The sequence below is a fragment of the Bacillus cereus group sp. BfR-BA-01350 genome, assembly GCF_022663775.1.
In the GTDB taxonomy this organism is placed as follows: Bacteria; Bacillota; Bacilli; order Bacillales; family Bacillaceae_G; genus Bacillus_A; species Bacillus_A paranthracis.
The window spans coordinates 439,817-456,342 of sequence record NZ_JAKUGD010000002.1 but is presented as its reverse complement, the minus strand read 5'-3'; the positions used below and the strand labels follow the sequence as shown (position 1 = coordinate 456,342).

Here is a 16,526-nt window from a genome sequence, read left to right as displayed (position 1 = left end):
TCTTTTGCTAATTATTTAAATATAAGAACATACTTTAGTATACTGAAAGGAATCCTTTTTACAATGTGCCAAGCTCAATTAATTGTTGCATCATTGTGAATTACCTAGTTTTACTTTTTCTTTTTACGAAATAATTCAATTGTTTTATATCCTTGTGAAAGAACTTCGATCATTTTCTCAAGACGTTTTTCACGTGTTTTTTCTTGTTTTACAGAAAATAAATTACGTGCCCAATCTTTTTGATATCCAGGTGTTAAACTTTGATAAAACCTAAGTTCATTTGGATGATTTGCTAGCAATGCTTCGACATCTTGAATTCGATCTGCATAATCAGCTACACATTGGCTCATTGCAGGCGTTTTCGTCACTTTTTTCTTCTCGCGCTTTAAACCTACAACGGTAAAGATGTCATCCATACTTACCATTCGAGCAAATTTAATTTCGCTTTCGCCCACATATCCATCTTCTCCAACGTTTAATGCTGGAAACATCTCATCACGGTGAATAAAAGTACTGTAGCGAGAATTACCCTTTTTCGGATATGCGAAGAATATGTATCATTTTTCAATTAGTAATTCTTCATTACTAATAATAAAATTTGTTTGTTTCACCATTTCATCTAGTGTTTCTACAAAAATAAAAATAGCATCGTGTTCTTTTGAAAAAGTAGTTTCTTTCCCGGTAAAAATGTCATAATCACTTGGTTCATTAATTACGACCATATTTGTATACTTATTAAGCTTTAATTTATCGATTATTGACATAAAAATCTTCCTTTACATTTAAAATTCATTGTTTATCCTTTTTTATACTGTTCTAGTGTATTATATCTATTAAGAAAATCAAACTTTAATAATTGTTTTAAATTAAAATAACCGATTCTTCATAAGAACCGGCTAGCTATTTGTTTTATCATAACTCAATAGCAAATAAAGTATATAAAAGCTCTTTATATTGATCTTCTGTAATTTCACGTTTCGCTTTTTTACCATGAATCATTTCAGTTAAACTAGTATTTGTTAAAGAGACATGGCCAGAGTTCGTCAATTTGACTGCAATTGGTCCTTTATTGAAAATAGATTTCTCATCTTCTACTACTCTTTTTTGAACATCATTCACTACTACCTCATCAATGATACGATTATAAAAAGCGTGACATACTTTCCATTCACCGTTCGTATCTTTTCTTTCTAGAACGTAATTCCCTTTACTCGTATCTTTTCGTCTCACTCGATACGTACCATTTTTAGAAGAAACAGACTCACCAGTAAAAGGTACAGGGACTAGAGGTACTAGTGAAGCAATACCTACATCAATTACGTATCGTACTTTATCATAATTTAGAATAATAGTTATATGTCCATTCTCAAGTGCCCATGCGTTTATATCATTTTTATATACGGTACCTAATGCGAGTTGTACATCATAACCACAATCTTTTAAAAAGTAATAAAAAAGCGTATTTAATTCATAACAAAGTCCACCGCGGGATCTGCTTAAAATTTTATTCTGTAAATTTTCCATAGTAATTGTATTCGTGTTACTTGCTATAACATCTAAATTCTCAAATGGTATAGTGTGTGCAAATGCAAAAAGAATTGTATTTAATTCTTCAAACTTCACTTTAGTACGCTTTGCAAGATTCAATCTTGTAAAAAGCTTATGTTGTAGACTTGTCATAGTCAGCACCCCTTAAAATGTATAAGTTAAACTAGTATATGCTGATTGTAATTTTGATGGGGTACTGAAACAATGTACATTTCGTTTAACTGTACCGGTACAAAAAGTCTAACCAACAAGATTACTTAAGATAAGAAGCTACGAATACAAATGTAATAGTTTGTCTATAGGTAAATTATTATGATCGCTTAAATCAACAAAATACTGAAGTTGCCACATTTGGCTCTTTTTAGCTTGATTACTGACAGGATTATCCCATATAGGATAAATCCTCATAGCCATCTTGCCTTTTTGATTTTGTGTTCTCAAGATTTTTTCTTTAAGAAGAATATCTTTAGGGAAAATAAATTGTCCTAGTTTGTTATCATCTATACAAGTAATAACTAATAAGTCAGGAGCAGCGTCATAAGAGAATGCTTGATTTTGCATATTGTCATCTTTCTCCCAAAAAGAAACAAATTGTCCAATTTTATTAGGAGTAATTTTTGATTTTCTAAAACGAATGGTTTTGTTATTTAAGTGAAATAAACATCCTGCATATTCTGCGTTTTGCTTTTCTTCTTTTAGATTCGTAATTATTAAATTGTTAGGTTTGTAAATTATGTTGTTTAAGTTTTGTATCGTATCATTATAACTGTTCAAGAAAACTCCCCCTTTATTCATTTCTTAGTTTAACACAAACATCAGTTCTTATATGTTTTAAATAATAAGCCATATGAAAAAGAGGGGAATTTAACTGAGGTATTATTATTGCTTTAATGTACTTAGTTTTTCAATTGCTTGTTGCTCAGTTGATAAATAAAAAATATCATTTCCTTTATTACATTCATAAATGAAGTCTTGTAAACTTTTACTAGTGTACATGGAGAAATCTCCAATGATTGCGATCTTTACTTTGTAATTTATAAACTTTTGAAGAACATCACCCGCAAGGCGTGTTTTTAGATCGAAAAAATCTTCACTTATTAATGATTTATGGATGATAATATGTTTTGCATCTACCTTATATTGAACTGTTGCCATAGTATCTAATGCAGATTGAACATCGGATATTAACACCCTATCATGTCTTATGATCGCAATATTTATTCCGTCAACTACCACTTTCTTTATTTCCATAGTCTCACCCCTTTATAATTTACACAGTATAAGTAAAATTGTTTTACCAAACTTCGTATTAATCATAGATTATATTAGCCGCAGCTATTAAAATCGCCTCTATTTTTTATTACTAATACGGTCAATGAAATTAATTTTACTTGTTAAAAAAATATTGTGGCGTAACATAACTTAACAAGCTATCCAAAGTGTTAATCTCGGCATATGGTTGTATTTTGGTAGTATTCTTGATTTTCTGAGGGTTAAACCATACACCTTTTATATTTGCATTTTGAGGACCAGCAATATCCTTTTCTAAGTCATCTCCAATAAATAATACATCTTCTGGTTGCACATCAAGTTTATTTAATGCTAGTTCAAATATACGTTTATCCGGTTTACTCAATCCTACTTCTTCAGAAATAATGATCGTATCAAAGTAATTGTTTAAATTTGTGTTAATTATTTTAGCCTTTTGCCTTTGAGTTGAGCCATTTGTTATAATTCCAACTTCAAAGTGCTTCTTTATATGATTTAAGAAATGAATAGTATTTTGATCAAGTAAAAAACATTTAGGGAAATTATTATTCCAAAAATCTTGGATATAATTGCGTGGCAATCTATACTTCGGCGGAAATTCATCAAACAACGATTCTAAAACTATCGTTTTATCACTCATGCCATATTCTCTTTTATCATATTCTTTGAATTTCCGTAGCATATTGTTTTTAACTGTATCACTAACATCCTCATAACACTTTTCTAAAACAAATAAAAACAATGTATCTACTGCCATATCCCTATTAAGTAACGTATCATCTAAATCAAACAGCATAGCTTTATAACTCATCAAACAAATTCACAACCTTTCTATTTTTCCTAGTTATTATCAAAAGTAATAAAAAAGTAATTAATATCCAATTACTTGTAATAGAACAATATTCTAAGAGTTAAATCAAAACCCTTTTTCTGTTTGTTAATTGATGTGAAAGTACACGATTTCGACTAAAGTAGTAGATGGTTTTTTTGTTTTAATTTAGAACTTTCAGATTAATTCAAAACTATTTTGTGATAAGCTATACTTAAAGATTCAATATAAAGGATGATTCGTATGCAAATTAGACCAAAGGCAAGTGAATATAACTCCTATTATGCAACGTATGTTAACTTAGTATTAGACGGAAATATCATACAAATTTTAGCACAACAAATAGAGGAAACGAATCTTTTATTAAAAGAGATTTCTGATAGTGAGGGACTTTTTCGATATGCTCCTACTAAATGGAGTATAAAAGAAGTAATCGGCCATATTGCAGATACAGAACGTGTTATGGCGTATCGCTTGTTATCTATCGCTCGAGGCGAGACAGTAGAACTTCCAGGCTATAACGATGATATGTATGTTCTCAAAGCTACTTTTGATAAGCAATCTATGCAAGATCTTCTTGAGAATTTAATAGTTGTTCGCCAATCTACCTTGCATTTACTGAAAAGCTTAGATCAAGACACTTGGTTACAAAAAGGATATGCGAACAAATCTGAAGTTACAGTTCGTGCATTAGCATACATCATAGCTGGACATGAGCTTCATCATCTACAAATTATAAAAGAACGTTATCTAGGTTCTAATGCATATCCAGTAAGTTAATACTTGAAGAAAAAGAGTCCCATTTATATAGGACTCTTTTTCGCTATTTATAAAATTCACCACATAAGATACAAACTAGCCCTTATAAGGGTACCGTCGCATATCCATCAACTTAAGAATTCAGAATTACCCCAAAACAAAAAAATGCACTTTTTGTTACAAGTTAACACAAAATTCCGTTCTGAAGGTACTAAAAAATTTAGCTTGATAGTGATCGGATAGCGCCAGGATTTTGCGCTTTTACAAAGTTAAAGATAAAAAGTCTTTTGTATCAATGTTTTTTAGTTAGTTCCAATAGAGGAAAGCCTATTGAGACAAGGCTAATATAACGTGGAATAAGGCTTTTGAATGTCTCATATGACTCATTTCAAAATTCAATCCGCCTTTTCGGGACGGGACCCCATTCTGAAGAATGTCATTGAAATGTATCAATAGATTCTAGTGCAGCAAAATAAATTGTGCTATGATGTGAACAAATATAAAGCTATCTAACGGAGGGGTTCACATGCCGCATGTTGTGTTTCGTGGAATTACTACTGAACAATTAAAACACATAAGCAAGCCATTAGTAGAAGAGCTCGCAGAGATTTGTGAGTGTGGTACGGATAATTTTACATTGGAACTACCAAGTTCTACGTTTGTATTTAATGGAGAAGAAATAGAAGCGTTTCCTCTTATTGAAGTGAAATGGTTCGAGCGTGGACAGGAAATTCGTGATCGATTTGCCAAGGCCATTACTACATATGTAATGGATTTTGGACTTCCAGAAGTAGAGGTTGTTTTTACGGTTTTCACAGAATCAGCGTATTATATTAACGGGAAGCATTGTGCAAGTTAGATCTATTCGAAAGATTTTTGTAACCATTAAAAGGGGTAGAACCACATCACTATCAAGGTAATAAGACAAAATCTCCCCTAAAAAGAAAAAGGCGTTATTCTTTCTGAGAAATCATAGGAAAGGATAACGCCTTTATATCAATATGACGGTATCCTATATGAAAAATTAACATCGTTCCAAATTTATATATTGGGGTCACGCCACATGTCTATCAACTGAAGAAAATAAGTTACCTCAAAAACGATAAAAATACACGTCGGTGCTAACTAAATGTTTTGCGATATGGTCTTCATTGTTATCTAAATAGTAGGTAATAAACTGTTTTATTACCTAGACGTACTACCTATTCCTTTTCGTCTTCTTGGATGTAAATAAGTGTATTGATATCTCGGCCCATTCAGCTTGTGAAGAATAGTAATGAGGATGATAAAGGATTGTACTCACAATCCTTTTGATTTGTTTTTGGATGGTAAAACATGTTTCTCTACTCTTTCATATTGAGTAAGTAATTGCCTAATAAAAGATAATTTCGGTACTAACCAATGCGAAAATACCGCTGAAATACATCCTATTAAAGCCCCTACTGCAACATCAAAAGGATAATGAACCCCTACCCAAATCCGTGAGATCGCTACACAAAATGCAAGTATAAGCCATAACCATCCAGTTTTTTTACGAACAAGCCAAAACGAAAAACAAATCGAAAAAAAGAGAATTGTATGGTCACTAGGAAATGAATTATCTACAGCATGGTCGACAAGTTTATTAACATGAGGCAATACTGCAAACGGTTGATAATTCAGATGGAATTTCCCTGCTATTTTTCCAATCACCTCAGCAATTACAAAAGCAACCATCGCTTGAATAACCATCATTCTACTTTTTCTGGACCTAGTAAACCAATAAGCTAAAATAATTAAAGCAAACATATATACCATATATTCTGCCAAAAATACTATGGCTGGGTTTAGGAATGAATATTGTTTACCTAAATCATTAATGGCTCGAAAAATATCAATATTGAATTGAGAAAAAGACATTTTAAATCTCTCCTTTTAGTAAGGTGTTTTACTGAATGCCATATACTTTCATTACGTGAATAGTTTTGGTTATTGTACTCATCTAGAAATAAAAACTTCTTATGACATCGCTTTCTTCTTTTTCACTTTAATAAAAAAAGAAAAAGGAAAACATCGAATTTCCTTACAAATATTCGTGCATTCTTACAGTGTTGTCATTTTTTCGTCACTTTGTAAATAGGTTCATCGTCTTGCCTCTTGCTATATTCATAAACTCTTATATCTACAACTAAGGAAACGATAATTACACATAAAAAAGAGAAGAACCTTGATAAGTTCTTCTCTTTTTTTATTGAATTGTAATATAATTACAGTATGTGAAATTATACTATTTTAACTTTAAAAGCGAAGTGAAAACAACCTTCTTCACTCCGCTTTTGGCATTTATTTAATCGGTTTCCCTGTTTTTAAAACTAAAGAACTTAGCGCAGGAACTTTAATTTTATTATCATGGACAACATAAAGTGGTTTACTTCCCGCCTGCTTCCCGTCTACTAGTACTTTCCAAGGACCTTTCGATGGAAGTGAGATTTCAACGGATTCCCTATTTGCATTATGAGCCACCGTAAAGTATTCATTTTTATTCCCTTCTATTGTATAAGCTACAGTATTTTTCGGAGCATCAATAAATGATACATGTGTTTTTATTTGCTCTGCAGATGTCATTCGAAAAGCTGAGTACTTTTTGCGTAATTCTATTAAACCTTTCATATAATCTACTTCATTATTAAACGCTGCACGGCGCAACCAGTCCATCTGGTTAATTGAATCTGGAGATTTGTAACTGTTATGATCACCATATTTCGTGCGCATAAACTCTTGTCCCGCATGTAAAAACGGAATACCTTGTGATGTTAATAAAATTGAAGAAGATAATTTATGCATTTGTTTTCGCACTTCTTCACTGTCACCTGGATTAGTCAACTCAAGTTTATCCCATAATGTATGATTATCATGCGCTTCCACATAAGTTAGTACCTGCTCTGGATCTTGATAAGTCGACGTATTTCTATCATAGTCAATGCCTGCCATAATGCCTTTTTTAATACGGTCTTCCATGTTTTCCTTTCCATTTACAAATCCATTTTCTTTCTCTTCAAACACACTACCTTTCAATCCATCACGTATATTATCGTTAAAATGGGCAATTCCTTTCATTTTCGCTGCATTTTTTTGATTTGCTTTCAACTCAGCTGCAAGGGGTGTATTTAAATCCCAACCTTCTCCATGCAGTATAATAGAAGGGTCAATTTGATTAACAGCTTTACGTATTTCATTCATCGTTTCATAATCATGAATACCCATTAAATCAAAACGGAATCCATCTAAATTGTATTCTTTTGCCCAATATGTGACGGAATCTACCATGAATTTCCTCATCATTTTTCTTTCTGAAGCCGTATCATTTCCTACTCCAGTTCCATTTGCAAATGTTCCATCTTCATTGTAACGATAATAATAACCTGGAACCAACTTATGGAAATTAGATTCAGCAGCGTTATACATATGGTTATATACGACATCCATCACAACACGAAGATTATTATCATGTAGTGTTTGAATCATTTGTTTTAATTCAGTTATTCGAACAGTTGGCTCATATGGATTTGTAGAATAGGACCCCTCTGGAACGTTAAAGTTTTTTGGGTCATATCCCCAGTTATATTGTGGTTCGTTTATCTTCTCTTCATTTACTGAAGCATAATCAAATATCGGTAAAAGCTGAACGTGTGTAACACCAAGATCTTTCATATGATCAAGTCCCGTTTTCACACCTTCAGGCCCTTTTGTTCCTTTTTCTGTTACTCCTAAATATTTCCCTTTCTGCTTAATCCCACTTTCAGGTTGGATAGAAAGATCGCGTACATGCAATTCATAAATAATAGCATCTTCCGGATTTTTTAATTTAGGCTTTTTGTTAGTGTTCCATCTTTTCGGATTTGTTTCTTCTAAATCAACAACCGCACCTTTATCTCCATTTACAGAAGCAGCACGTGCATACGGATCAACGGCTTCTGTCCACTTATCACCAATTTTCACCTTATACGTATAATAGAGACCTTTTTGATTTCCTTTAAGTTCTGCTTTCCAGGTGCCCTTTTCACCTTGTTGCATATTTATTTCAGTACCTATTTTATCGTTCCATTTTTTATATATAACTAATTTTGCTTCACTCGCAGTAGGGGCCCATACACGGAATTTTGTATGTTGTGGTGTATATATATTACCTAAATCGTTGCCACCGTAATAAAATAATTTATCAAACTCCTCAGTACGAATTACTTTACCGATTTCAGTATTCGTATCAGCTAAGTTTTCTATTTTAACTTTGTATGTTTGTTTTAAATCAATTTTCTGGTCCGTAATTATTTTAACCTTATTCGTAATATCTCCACTGTTTATATCATAAGGACTAATACTCTTAATTTTAATGCCTTCCATTTCAATTTTCTTTTCCTTAATATGAAACGGGACATTCGTCGTTACAGTAATTTCATGGAAACTATCAATAGTTGCTTTTTGAATTGAGAGATCCGATGACGGCTTAGAATTATACACTTTTTCATCACCCGAAAGAATCCATACTTCAGCACGACCGTCTTTTATATTTTCAATCCAACGATCCCCACCATCTTTTTCCCACTCATTTGTACGAATGATAAATCCTAAACGGTTATAATCACCATCTATATTAATCTTTGCGTACTTTCCAAATTCATCTTCACCAGTAAATTCATATGATTTTCCATTTGCATTTTCTCCCCATATCCAAAGGTTCCAGTCTTTTGTATTTCCAGACTGCTCTTTGTAATGAATGATAACTTCAGTTGTTTTTGAATTTGAAACTGCCTTTACACTTTGAAAAGAGAAAACAGATGATAACATAACGATTATAGTAAGCAATAAAACTGATTTGTTAATTAATCTTTTTGTCATTTGCACCACATACACCCTTTCTTTAAATAGTATGAACGATTTATTATGCCTGTACTACATTACACAATTTAAATTAATCTAGAAATCTCTTTTGCTTCACCCCCGTATTAGTTATTTTCACATATGTATTTCAATGATCTTTTCGATACGAAAACGTTTGCATTAATTGTTAAAAAAATAGTTTATTTGTGTCTTCATATATTTGTAAATACGAAAAGGTCAGGGAAATTATTTTAAAGCAACCGTTTGTTATCGCTTTCATTTTATAGCACTTTCCATCAAGAGGTCAATATATTATTAATTTTCTGTTTTTATATACTATAAACCTTAAATCTTTGTCGCAACTTCTTAAAGGTAGAGTGCCTAATTATTGCTTAGTAAGTTTATTTTTCAAATACATTAGTATGAAAAAAACAGCTAATATCCTTAAAACGACATTAGCTGTTTTTCATAATGTAATAATATATGAATAAGAACTATATTTCTAACTTACTTAATTTTTGCTGCATCAAATGCCTTTTGTACCGCTTGAACTTCAGCTGAATTCGCACCATATTTATTAGTTGCCACTCGAATACATGCTGATCTCAATTCTTTGAAGTTAGAAGTCATGTTTAACTCATCTGTATTTGCATAATAGAAAATATCAAACATTTTATCTTCACCAATTCCTTTAACAGTTACTCCGTTATGAGTTCCGCCTTTTGCAATGAGATACGCAACTTTATTAATAATGCTTGAATTAAAATGAACGCCACCTTGATCCCATCCATTAAAATCATTGAATTCGCTGTAATCATCTGGATAAGGTACTCCAAGTGAAGATGGAACAGAAGCTGGGTTTTCCATATCACGGAAGACAGATCCAGTTTGTTCTCCCATCGTCCAATTAAAGCTTCCATTATTTACGTATTTCTCAATAGATGTTCCCATAATATCAGATAGTGCCTCATTAATCGCACCAGATTCACCGTAATATTCAAGATTAGATTCACTAGAAGTAACAGCATGTGTAAATTCATGCCCAGCTACATCATATGCTTTGACGATAGGATCCCCATATACAAGCATACTACCATTATTAGCACTTAACGCATTCTGCCAATTTTTCGGATCATTCGTATCTCCAGAATCCCAAGCATGTACAACTGAAACTACCTTTTGTCCCTTATTATCAAAGCTATTACGGTTGTATTTATCTTTATAAAAATCAAAAACTTTTGTTGCTAAGTAATGAGCACTTACTGCTTTTGGATCGTTAAATGTTGTTGAAGTACTAGTTGCTAATGTACCAGGATAATAGCTTTCTTCTTTCGTAATATCTCTGTAATTCACATCATATGTTTCAATCCCTTGCCCTCTTGTATAATCAGCCAGAGCATATTTGCCATTACTTTGTTTAGAAATACCAAATGAACGAGAGATCCCTAAATCATCTTTTCCAGTGCCCGTTAATGATGTAAGACTGCTTTTTTTACTTTTCTTTAAGGCTCCAACTAGTTTTTCGCTTGCTTTCAAGTTAGACTCTTGCACCATATTTTTTAACATATCACCATTTTGTGCATTTACTAAATATGTTCCAGAAACATAGTTTGGCGTGGCAGCTTCAAATGTAACCTGGTACGCATTGCTAGCTTGGCCATTATTTTCATCAACAAAAATAACTTCCTTAACTTCTGGCTCAGAAATAAAATTGATATCGTTCCCGTACTTCGTATAAATATATTGTTGTGCTTCATCTTTTGATAGATTGATAGGTTTTTTCAATTCTTCTTGTTTTAAATTTTGTGCGCTATCACCTGAAACACTTTTAATAACACCGTTATGATCTACGTGTGCAGTTAATTGATGGCCATATACTTCTTTTCCTTCATATGTTTGTTGTATACGTACAAGTGTAGTCCCATCATATGAATCACGTTTTTGAAGAACTTTATAATCTACTCCAGTTTCTCCATTGACTTGCTTTGAAGAAAGGGCTTGTTCTGTTTTCTCCTTAAGAGCATCTTTTACTACATTCTCTGGTGCCTTTTGTGACGGTTGTGTAAGTTCACCTGAACGGAATGATTCCTCCTGAATTTGAACTTGTAGTTGATCTGTTTCCTCTGCATGACCTACTCCGTATGGTGCTACTGCTGTTAAAGCTAAACCTGTTGTTAATGCTACCTTAGTTAACGTCTTTTTGTTTTTCATTTTTTCACCTCGTATAATTTTGAAATAGAAAGCTTGTACAAAGTATACTGCCTGCTCCTGTCGAAAAAAAGGGAAAATACACAATTTATGTAACATTATGCAAAATTACATAATGTAAGGGCGATAATACAAATAAAGAACAACTTATATATGTGCATGAATTTCAAAAAAAAGAGCACTTTAAGGTGCTCTTCAAATACGATTATAAATTATGCATTGTGTCATTTATTAGTATATGCTCGTCTCATTCAATTGTTTATTTGGTGATTTCGCTGCACAATAACTTATAAAAATTAGTTATCTCATACATTGAAATTCTTCGTTACTATTTGATTAGTAAATAAAAGAGATAGTTAAAATAATGTAAGAAATAAGCATTATAAAAGCAAACCAATAGATAAAGATATCACTCGACATGTATTGTGTTATTCTTTTTTTCATATAAATTTGTTTTACTTATTTACTTTTTCAGGATTAATTTGAAATTGACCTTTCCAAGATCCAGCTATTTTTCCTATTTTATTTATGTTTACATCTAATGTTAAAGGCTGTTTAAAGGAACCTTTTCCTTCAGGACCTTCAACAAATGTAATGACGCCTTCTGGTCTGTCTTTATCACGAATGCCTACATGCTCTAACTGTTTTCCTTCTGACAATAATTCAAATGGTGAATTGTCTTCACCTTGAATAAATGATAATTGTGAAAACATACCATTTCCTGTGTTATATTCAGGATTTTCTTCTTGTTGTCCATTTACTTTTCCATCGCTTTTTATATCTAATCCATTTGTATCAAATTCAAATGGCATTAGAGTTCCATCGGCTTTCTCCACTCTATAATGAACAGATATACGTGCATCTGCCACATATAATTCTTTAAAATGTACAGTTATCCCTTGATCTGTTATCTTTTCATCAATAGGTATAAACTGCCCGTTCAACATACCTTCTTGTTGTACACTGTTTTCATCTTTACTTCCTTCATTCACAACCGTATCATTTAATACTTCATTAGCAAAGTAAGAAGCAATATTAGTTGCTGCAACTTGAACTTGCGGAATCATAGCTATAGTAAAAATGCCTACCGCAGCAACCGACGTATACATGAACCGTTTTGATTTTTTATTCATATTTGAAAATACTCCCTGCTTTCTTTCTATTGTTTGATTTGTACTAAGTACATTATTAGTCTGGTTATAACCATTAAATGTTTGCCATGCTTTTTCGACATCAATATTTATTTCTGGAGTCTCATGAAGCTTCTCCTCGGCTAGTGTTGAATGTTCCCATTGATTTAATTCTGTTAGCTCAATTAATAAATTTTGACACTTCTTACATTTGTCTAAATGCTTTGTAAATTGTTTTCTTTCCTCACGCGAAAGTTCGCCATCAATATATGATTGAATGGATCCCATTTCATAACAAGTCATTTATTTCCCCTCCATTTGTTCAAAAGTTTTTCGGAACTTAAGTTTAGCTCGTGCCAACAATGTTCCAACAGACGAATTGTCAATCTGAAGTACTTGCGCGATTTCTTTATATCGAAACCCTGAAAATTTCATTAATAATATTGTTCGATCTTGTTCTTTCATTTTTTGCAACACCATTTGTACTTTTGTAATTTCTTCTTTTCTAATCCATTCATCATCTAGTGACGAATCAATTTGAACTTCTTGATACTGGGTTTCTTTATCGATTCTTGCCTGATGTCTCTTTTCAGAACGAATGTAGTTATAGGCGACATAAGTAGAAGACTTTATAAGCCAACCACGTAAATTTTCTATTGATTTCCAATCTGAATGATACAGTTGCAAAAACACCTCTTGCGCTAATTCCTCAGCAACTGTCTGTTCTTTAATGATCCATATTATTTGTTTAACAACATACGCATAGTTTTGTTTAAACAACGCTTCAAATGTTATATGTGAAACATTCCTCTCTTCACTTTTTATTGTTTGCATGTAAATAAAACCTCTCTCTCTTTTGATGCCTGCATTATAGAGAAACCAGAATGCTCATTTTTGTGACAAAAAAATAATATTTTTTATTATGTACTACTACGTACATTCATGATATAAACGAATATTCATATTAATTAAAGTAAAAATTTTTCTCAATAACAACATAAAACCCACTCTCAACTATTTTTAAGAGTGGGTTTAATACTATTAAAAAACAATTTTTTAATACCGCTTATAATTTATACTACTTATTATTTGTTCTTTTTTATTGGCACAAATAAATCAACCTTTAATTTTCCTTCTAGGTCTTCTGCAACATTGTTCATACAAAACTCTAAATTATCCCTATCATAATCTGCACTATATTCACTATTTGGTAAACACACTGCGTACATATATCGATACACTTCACTTAATTTATGAGGTTCATCATAGAATTGGTATAGAGCGTATAGACCTCCATCTACACTTTTAAATTGCACACCCTCATGTTGTTCTTTTTCAAAGTTTTCAGGTATGGTCACGCAAGCATCATGTCGGCACATATGGCTTGCAACAAGTTCAGGATTATCTAATGAGATTCCGATAAATGATTGCTCCGGTGGATAAAGCTTATTTTCAATAGACCAGTTCAATAACTTCCCCCAATGATCTTGTGGTTCAAAGTAACTACCAGTTCTTCTTATGAATGCCACTTCTAATGGTCGTAATTCTTTTACAACTACTTTCATCTATATCATCCCCTTATTAAGTATCTATTCAATTTATTTATCTTTCAATTTGATAAATCCCTTTTAAATAAACAAATTTCTTAATTGCATAAATCTTAATTGAAATAAGATTATTTACTACTAAAGTTGTATGTACTTTCATACTTTTACTCGATTCTATATTCTTTTTTAACAGCTATAGTAATGATAAGAAATTGTAAGAATAAAGGAGGATTTAAATTGATTAAAGGAATATACGAAGCACACTTACCGGTTAGCAATTTAAGAAACTCAATTGAATTTTATGAAAAACTAGGATTGAAGTTAGCTTGGAGCGATGAATCAACAGCATTCTTTTGGATTGAGGAAAGGAAAAGTTGGCTAGGATTATGGGCGGGCTCTGAATGTGAAACGAAATATCATCCTTCTTTACGTCATATTGCATTTAGAGTTTCATATGAGAATTTAAAAGAATCATTAAATTGGTTACACTCACTTCAAATTAAAGCTGTTCCGTTTGGGAGTAATGAATCTATTGAACCCTTTGTCCGTCCACATCAAGGTAATGCATCTGTTTATTTTATTGATCCAGATGGTAATAGCTTAGAACTTATTTGTCATATTGTTGTACCTAATGCACTAAAACATATAACTGATAAATTATCCTTTAAAGATTGGGAGACACTATTAGCTGACACATTTGAATGAATATTAACTATAAATCATAATGGATCACCCTTGTTTTATAACATGTATAACAATCCCGACTAATAATGTCCTATCAATTTATCATTAAATAAATGTAAAAAATGCCTCTATTCATTCATTTTTCATGCGTATGTATGTACATTTGTTAATTTATTCGATATATTATGTGTATTGAATGATTACGAAAAGCTTATAGGTCGCTAAAAAACACCTTATATTTTTATATCCATGAAAACTACAAAATGTATAAAATTCCATTTGTCAAATGAATTTAATGCGGAAGGAGGTTTGTGGTTACTTCATCGGGATATAATAATCAGTTTTAAACTGATAAAAATATAGGAGGCGACATTATGTTTCGTACGATTTCAAATTTCATGAGAGTAGCTGAGATAAGAAGGAAAATCCTTTTTACATTAGCGATGTTAATTGTTTTTCGAATTGGCACGTTTATTCCAGTTCCTCATACTAACGCAGAGGTATTAAAAGTACAAGATCAAGCTAACGTTTTAGGTATGCTAAACGTATTTGGCGGAGGAGCACTGCAACACTTCTCAATCTTTGCTGTAGGTATTACACCATATATTACAGCTTCCATCATAGTACAATTACTACAAATGGACGTTATACCTAAATTTTCGGAATGGGCAAAGCAAGGAGAAATGGGCCGTAAGAAATCAGCTCAATTCACTCGATACTTTACAATCATTCTCGCATTCATACAAGCCATTGGGATGTCTTATGGCTTTAATAATATAGCAGGTGGACAATTAATTACAGATCAAAGCTGGACTACATACTTATTTATTGCGACAGTTTTAACTGCAGGTACTGCATTTTTACTTTGGTTAGGCGAACAAATTACCGCTAATGGAGTAGGTAATGGTATTTCAATGATTATCTTCGCAGGACTTGTAGCAGCGATTCCAAATGTTGCGAATCAAATTTATTTACAACAATTTCAAAATGCAGGCGATCAATTATTTATGCACATCATAAAAATGGTTTTAATTGGTCTCGTAATTTTAGCGATCGTTGTTGGCGTTATCTACATACAACAAGCCGTACGTAAAATTCCAATTCAATATGCAAAAGCTGTTTCAGGAAACAATCAATATCAAGGAGCAAAAAACACTCATTTACCTCTTAAAGTAAATAGTGCTGGTGTAATTCCAGTCATCTTTGCTTCCGCATTTTTAATGACGCCGCGTACAATTGCGCAGCTCTTCCCTGATTCAAGCGTATCAAAATGGTTAGTTGCAAATCTTGATTTCGCACATCCAATTGGAATGACACTTTATGTCGGTCTTATCGTTGCTTTCACATACTTCTACGCATTTATTCAAGTAAATCCTGAACAAATGGCAGAGAATTTGAAGAAGCAAAATGGATATGTGCCTGGTATTCGTCCTGGTAAATCAACAGAACAGTATGTAACTAAAATTTTATACCGTTTAACATTTATCGGCGCGATTTTCTTAGGTGCAATTTCAATTTTACCACTCGTATTTACGAAAATTGCTACATTACCACCTTCTGCACAAATTGGTGGTACAAGCTTACTAATCATTGTCGGTGTAGCACTTGAAACAATGAAAACGTTAGAAAGTCAGCTTGTAAAACGTCATTATAAAGGGTTTATAAAAAAAGCGAATTAAGTAAAAAAACACAGTT

14 protein-coding genes and 1 pseudogene are annotated in these 16,526 nt (G+C 32.2%); 4 read left to right on the top strand and 11 right to left on the bottom strand.

What is annotated here, in order from left to right:
• Window positions 1-110 precede the first annotated feature (110 nt).
• The 5 genes and pseudogenes from MR147_RS06520 to MR147_RS06500 all read right to left on the bottom strand — a co-directional run bounded on the left by MR147_RS06520 (window position 111) and on the right by MR147_RS06500 (window position 3,628).
• Window positions 111-764: pseudogene (locus MR147_RS06520) on the bottom strand (YdeI/OmpD-associated family protein).
• A gap of 148 nt (window positions 765-912) precedes the next feature.
• A complete protein-coding gene (locus MR147_RS06515) occupies window positions 913-1,680 on the bottom strand; it encodes an arylamine N-acetyltransferase family protein (protein WP_074610916.1) in 768 nt (255 codons plus the stop codon).
• A gap of 138 nt (window positions 1,681-1,818) precedes the next feature.
• Entirely contained in the window at window positions 1,819-2,322 is a 504-nt protein-coding gene (locus tag MR147_RS06510; RefSeq protein ID WP_175574547.1) for a MepB family protein, read from the bottom strand.
• Window positions 2,323-2,427: 105 nt separating this feature from the next.
• Window positions 2,428-2,799: a DUF4180 domain-containing protein gene (locus MR147_RS06505; protein WP_074610919.1), complete on the bottom strand. Its 372-nt coding sequence runs from the start codon at window positions 2,797-2,799 to the stop codon at window positions 2,428-2,430.
• A 136-nt stretch (window positions 2,800-2,935) separates the two neighbouring features.
• Window positions 2,936-3,628 (bottom strand): HAD family hydrolase, encoded by a 693-nt coding sequence (locus tag MR147_RS06500; RefSeq protein WP_139302926.1) that lies wholly within the window; start codon window positions 3,626-3,628, stop codon window positions 2,936-2,938.
• A gap of 261 nt (window positions 3,629-3,889) precedes the next feature.
• Here MR147_RS06500 and MR147_RS06495 point away from each other — a divergent pair, with 261 nt between their 5' ends.
• Together MR147_RS06495 and MR147_RS06490 are read left to right on the top strand one after the other, a co-directional pair.
• Entirely contained in the window at window positions 3,890-4,426 is a 537-nt protein-coding gene (locus MR147_RS06495; protein ID WP_074610923.1) for a DinB family protein, read from the top strand.
• A gap of 505 nt (window positions 4,427-4,931) precedes the next feature.
• Entirely contained in the window at window positions 4,932-5,264 is a 333-nt protein-coding gene (locus tag MR147_RS06490) for a DUF1904 family protein (protein WP_001120954.1), read from the top strand.
• 440 nt (window positions 5,265-5,704) lie between these two features.
• On the opposite strand, the gene MR147_RS06485 is transcribed toward MR147_RS06490, so the two are convergent.
• The 6 genes from MR147_RS06485 to MR147_RS06460 form a co-directional block, all read right to left on the bottom strand.
• Window positions 5,705-6,304, bottom strand: a complete 600-nt coding sequence (locus MR147_RS06485; RefSeq protein ID WP_000010584.1) for an undecaprenyl-diphosphatase — start codon at window positions 6,302-6,304, stop codon at window positions 5,705-5,707.
• Window positions 6,305-6,727: 423 nt separating this feature from the next.
• Entirely contained in the window at window positions 6,728-9,286 is a 2,559-nt protein-coding gene (gene pulA, locus MR147_RS06480; RefSeq protein ID WP_074610926.1) for a type I pullulanase, read from the bottom strand.
• Between the two features lie 483 nt (window positions 9,287-9,769).
• Complete coding sequence (locus MR147_RS06475; RefSeq protein WP_242303818.1) at window positions 9,770-11,473, bottom strand: M4 family metallopeptidase; 1,704 nt, start codon at window positions 11,471-11,473, stop codon at window positions 9,770-9,772.
• 452 nt (window positions 11,474-11,925) lie between these two features.
• The gene (locus MR147_RS06470) at window positions 11,926-12,903 is read right to left on the bottom strand and encodes a DUF4179 domain-containing protein (RefSeq protein ID WP_074610986.1); all 978 of its coding nucleotides are present in this window, start codon (window positions 12,901-12,903) and stop codon (window positions 11,926-11,928) included.
• A complete protein-coding gene (locus tag MR147_RS06465; protein WP_074610985.1) occupies window positions 12,904-13,434 on the bottom strand; it encodes an RNA polymerase sigma factor SigX in 531 nt (176 codons plus the stop codon).
• 251 nt (window positions 13,435-13,685) lie between these two features.
• A complete protein-coding gene (locus MR147_RS06460) occupies window positions 13,686-14,165 on the bottom strand; it encodes an AraC family transcriptional regulator (protein ID WP_242303817.1) in 480 nt (159 codons plus the stop codon).
• Between the two features lie 219 nt (window positions 14,166-14,384).
• Between MR147_RS06460 and MR147_RS06455 the strand changes: the two genes are divergently transcribed.
• Both MR147_RS06455 and secY read left to right on the top strand, forming a co-directional pair.
• On the top strand, window positions 14,385-14,852 hold the full coding sequence (locus MR147_RS06455) for a VOC family protein (protein WP_074611000.1): 468 nt from the start codon (window positions 14,385-14,387) through the stop codon (window positions 14,850-14,852).
• 353 nt (window positions 14,853-15,205) lie between these two features.
• The gene (gene secY, locus MR147_RS06450; protein ID WP_078438494.1) at window positions 15,206-16,510 is read left to right on the top strand and encodes a preprotein translocase subunit SecY; all 1,305 of its coding nucleotides are present in this window, start codon (window positions 15,206-15,208) and stop codon (window positions 16,508-16,510) included.
• Window positions 16,511-16,526 lie beyond the last annotated feature (16 nt).

Excerpts from the sequence above, each read along its gene's own strand:
- MR147_RS06515 (WP_074610916.1), bottom strand. The coding sequence starts at position 1,680 with ATGACAAGTCTACAACATAAGCTTTTTACAAGATTGAATCTTGCAAAG.
- MR147_RS06505 (WP_074610919.1), bottom strand. The coding sequence starts at position 2,799 with ATGGAAATAAAGAAAGTGGTAGTTGACGGAATAAATATTGCGATCATA.
- MR147_RS06500 (WP_139302926.1), bottom strand. The coding sequence starts at position 3,628 with ATGAGTTATAAAGCTATGCTGTTTGATTTAGATGATACGTTACTTAAT.
- MR147_RS06495 (WP_074610923.1), top strand. The coding sequence starts at position 3,890 with ATGCAAATTAGACCAAAGGCAAGTGAATATAACTCCTATTATGCAACG.
- MR147_RS06490 (WP_001120954.1), top strand. The coding sequence starts at position 4,932 with ATGCCGCATGTTGTGTTTCGTGGAATTACTACTGAACAATTAAAACAC.
- MR147_RS06485 (WP_000010584.1), bottom strand. The coding sequence starts at position 6,304 with ATGTCTTTTTCTCAATTCAATATTGATATTTTTCGAGCCATTAATGAT.
- MR147_RS06475 (WP_242303818.1), bottom strand. The coding sequence starts at position 11,473 with ATGAAAAACAAAAAGACGTTAACTAAGGTAGCATTAACAACAGGTTTA.
- MR147_RS06470 (WP_074610986.1), bottom strand. The coding sequence starts at position 12,903 with ATGACTTGTTATGAAATGGGATCCATTCAATCATATATTGATGGCGAA.
- MR147_RS06465 (WP_074610985.1), bottom strand. The coding sequence starts at position 13,434 with ATGCAAACAATAAAAAGTGAAGAGAGGAATGTTTCACATATAACATTT.
- MR147_RS06460 (WP_242303817.1), bottom strand. The coding sequence starts at position 14,165 with ATGAAAGTAGTTGTAAAAGAATTACGACCATTAGAAGTGGCATTCATA.
- secY (WP_078438494.1), top strand. The coding sequence starts at position 15,206 with ATGTTTCGTACGATTTCAAATTTCATGAGAGTAGCTGAGATAAGAAGG.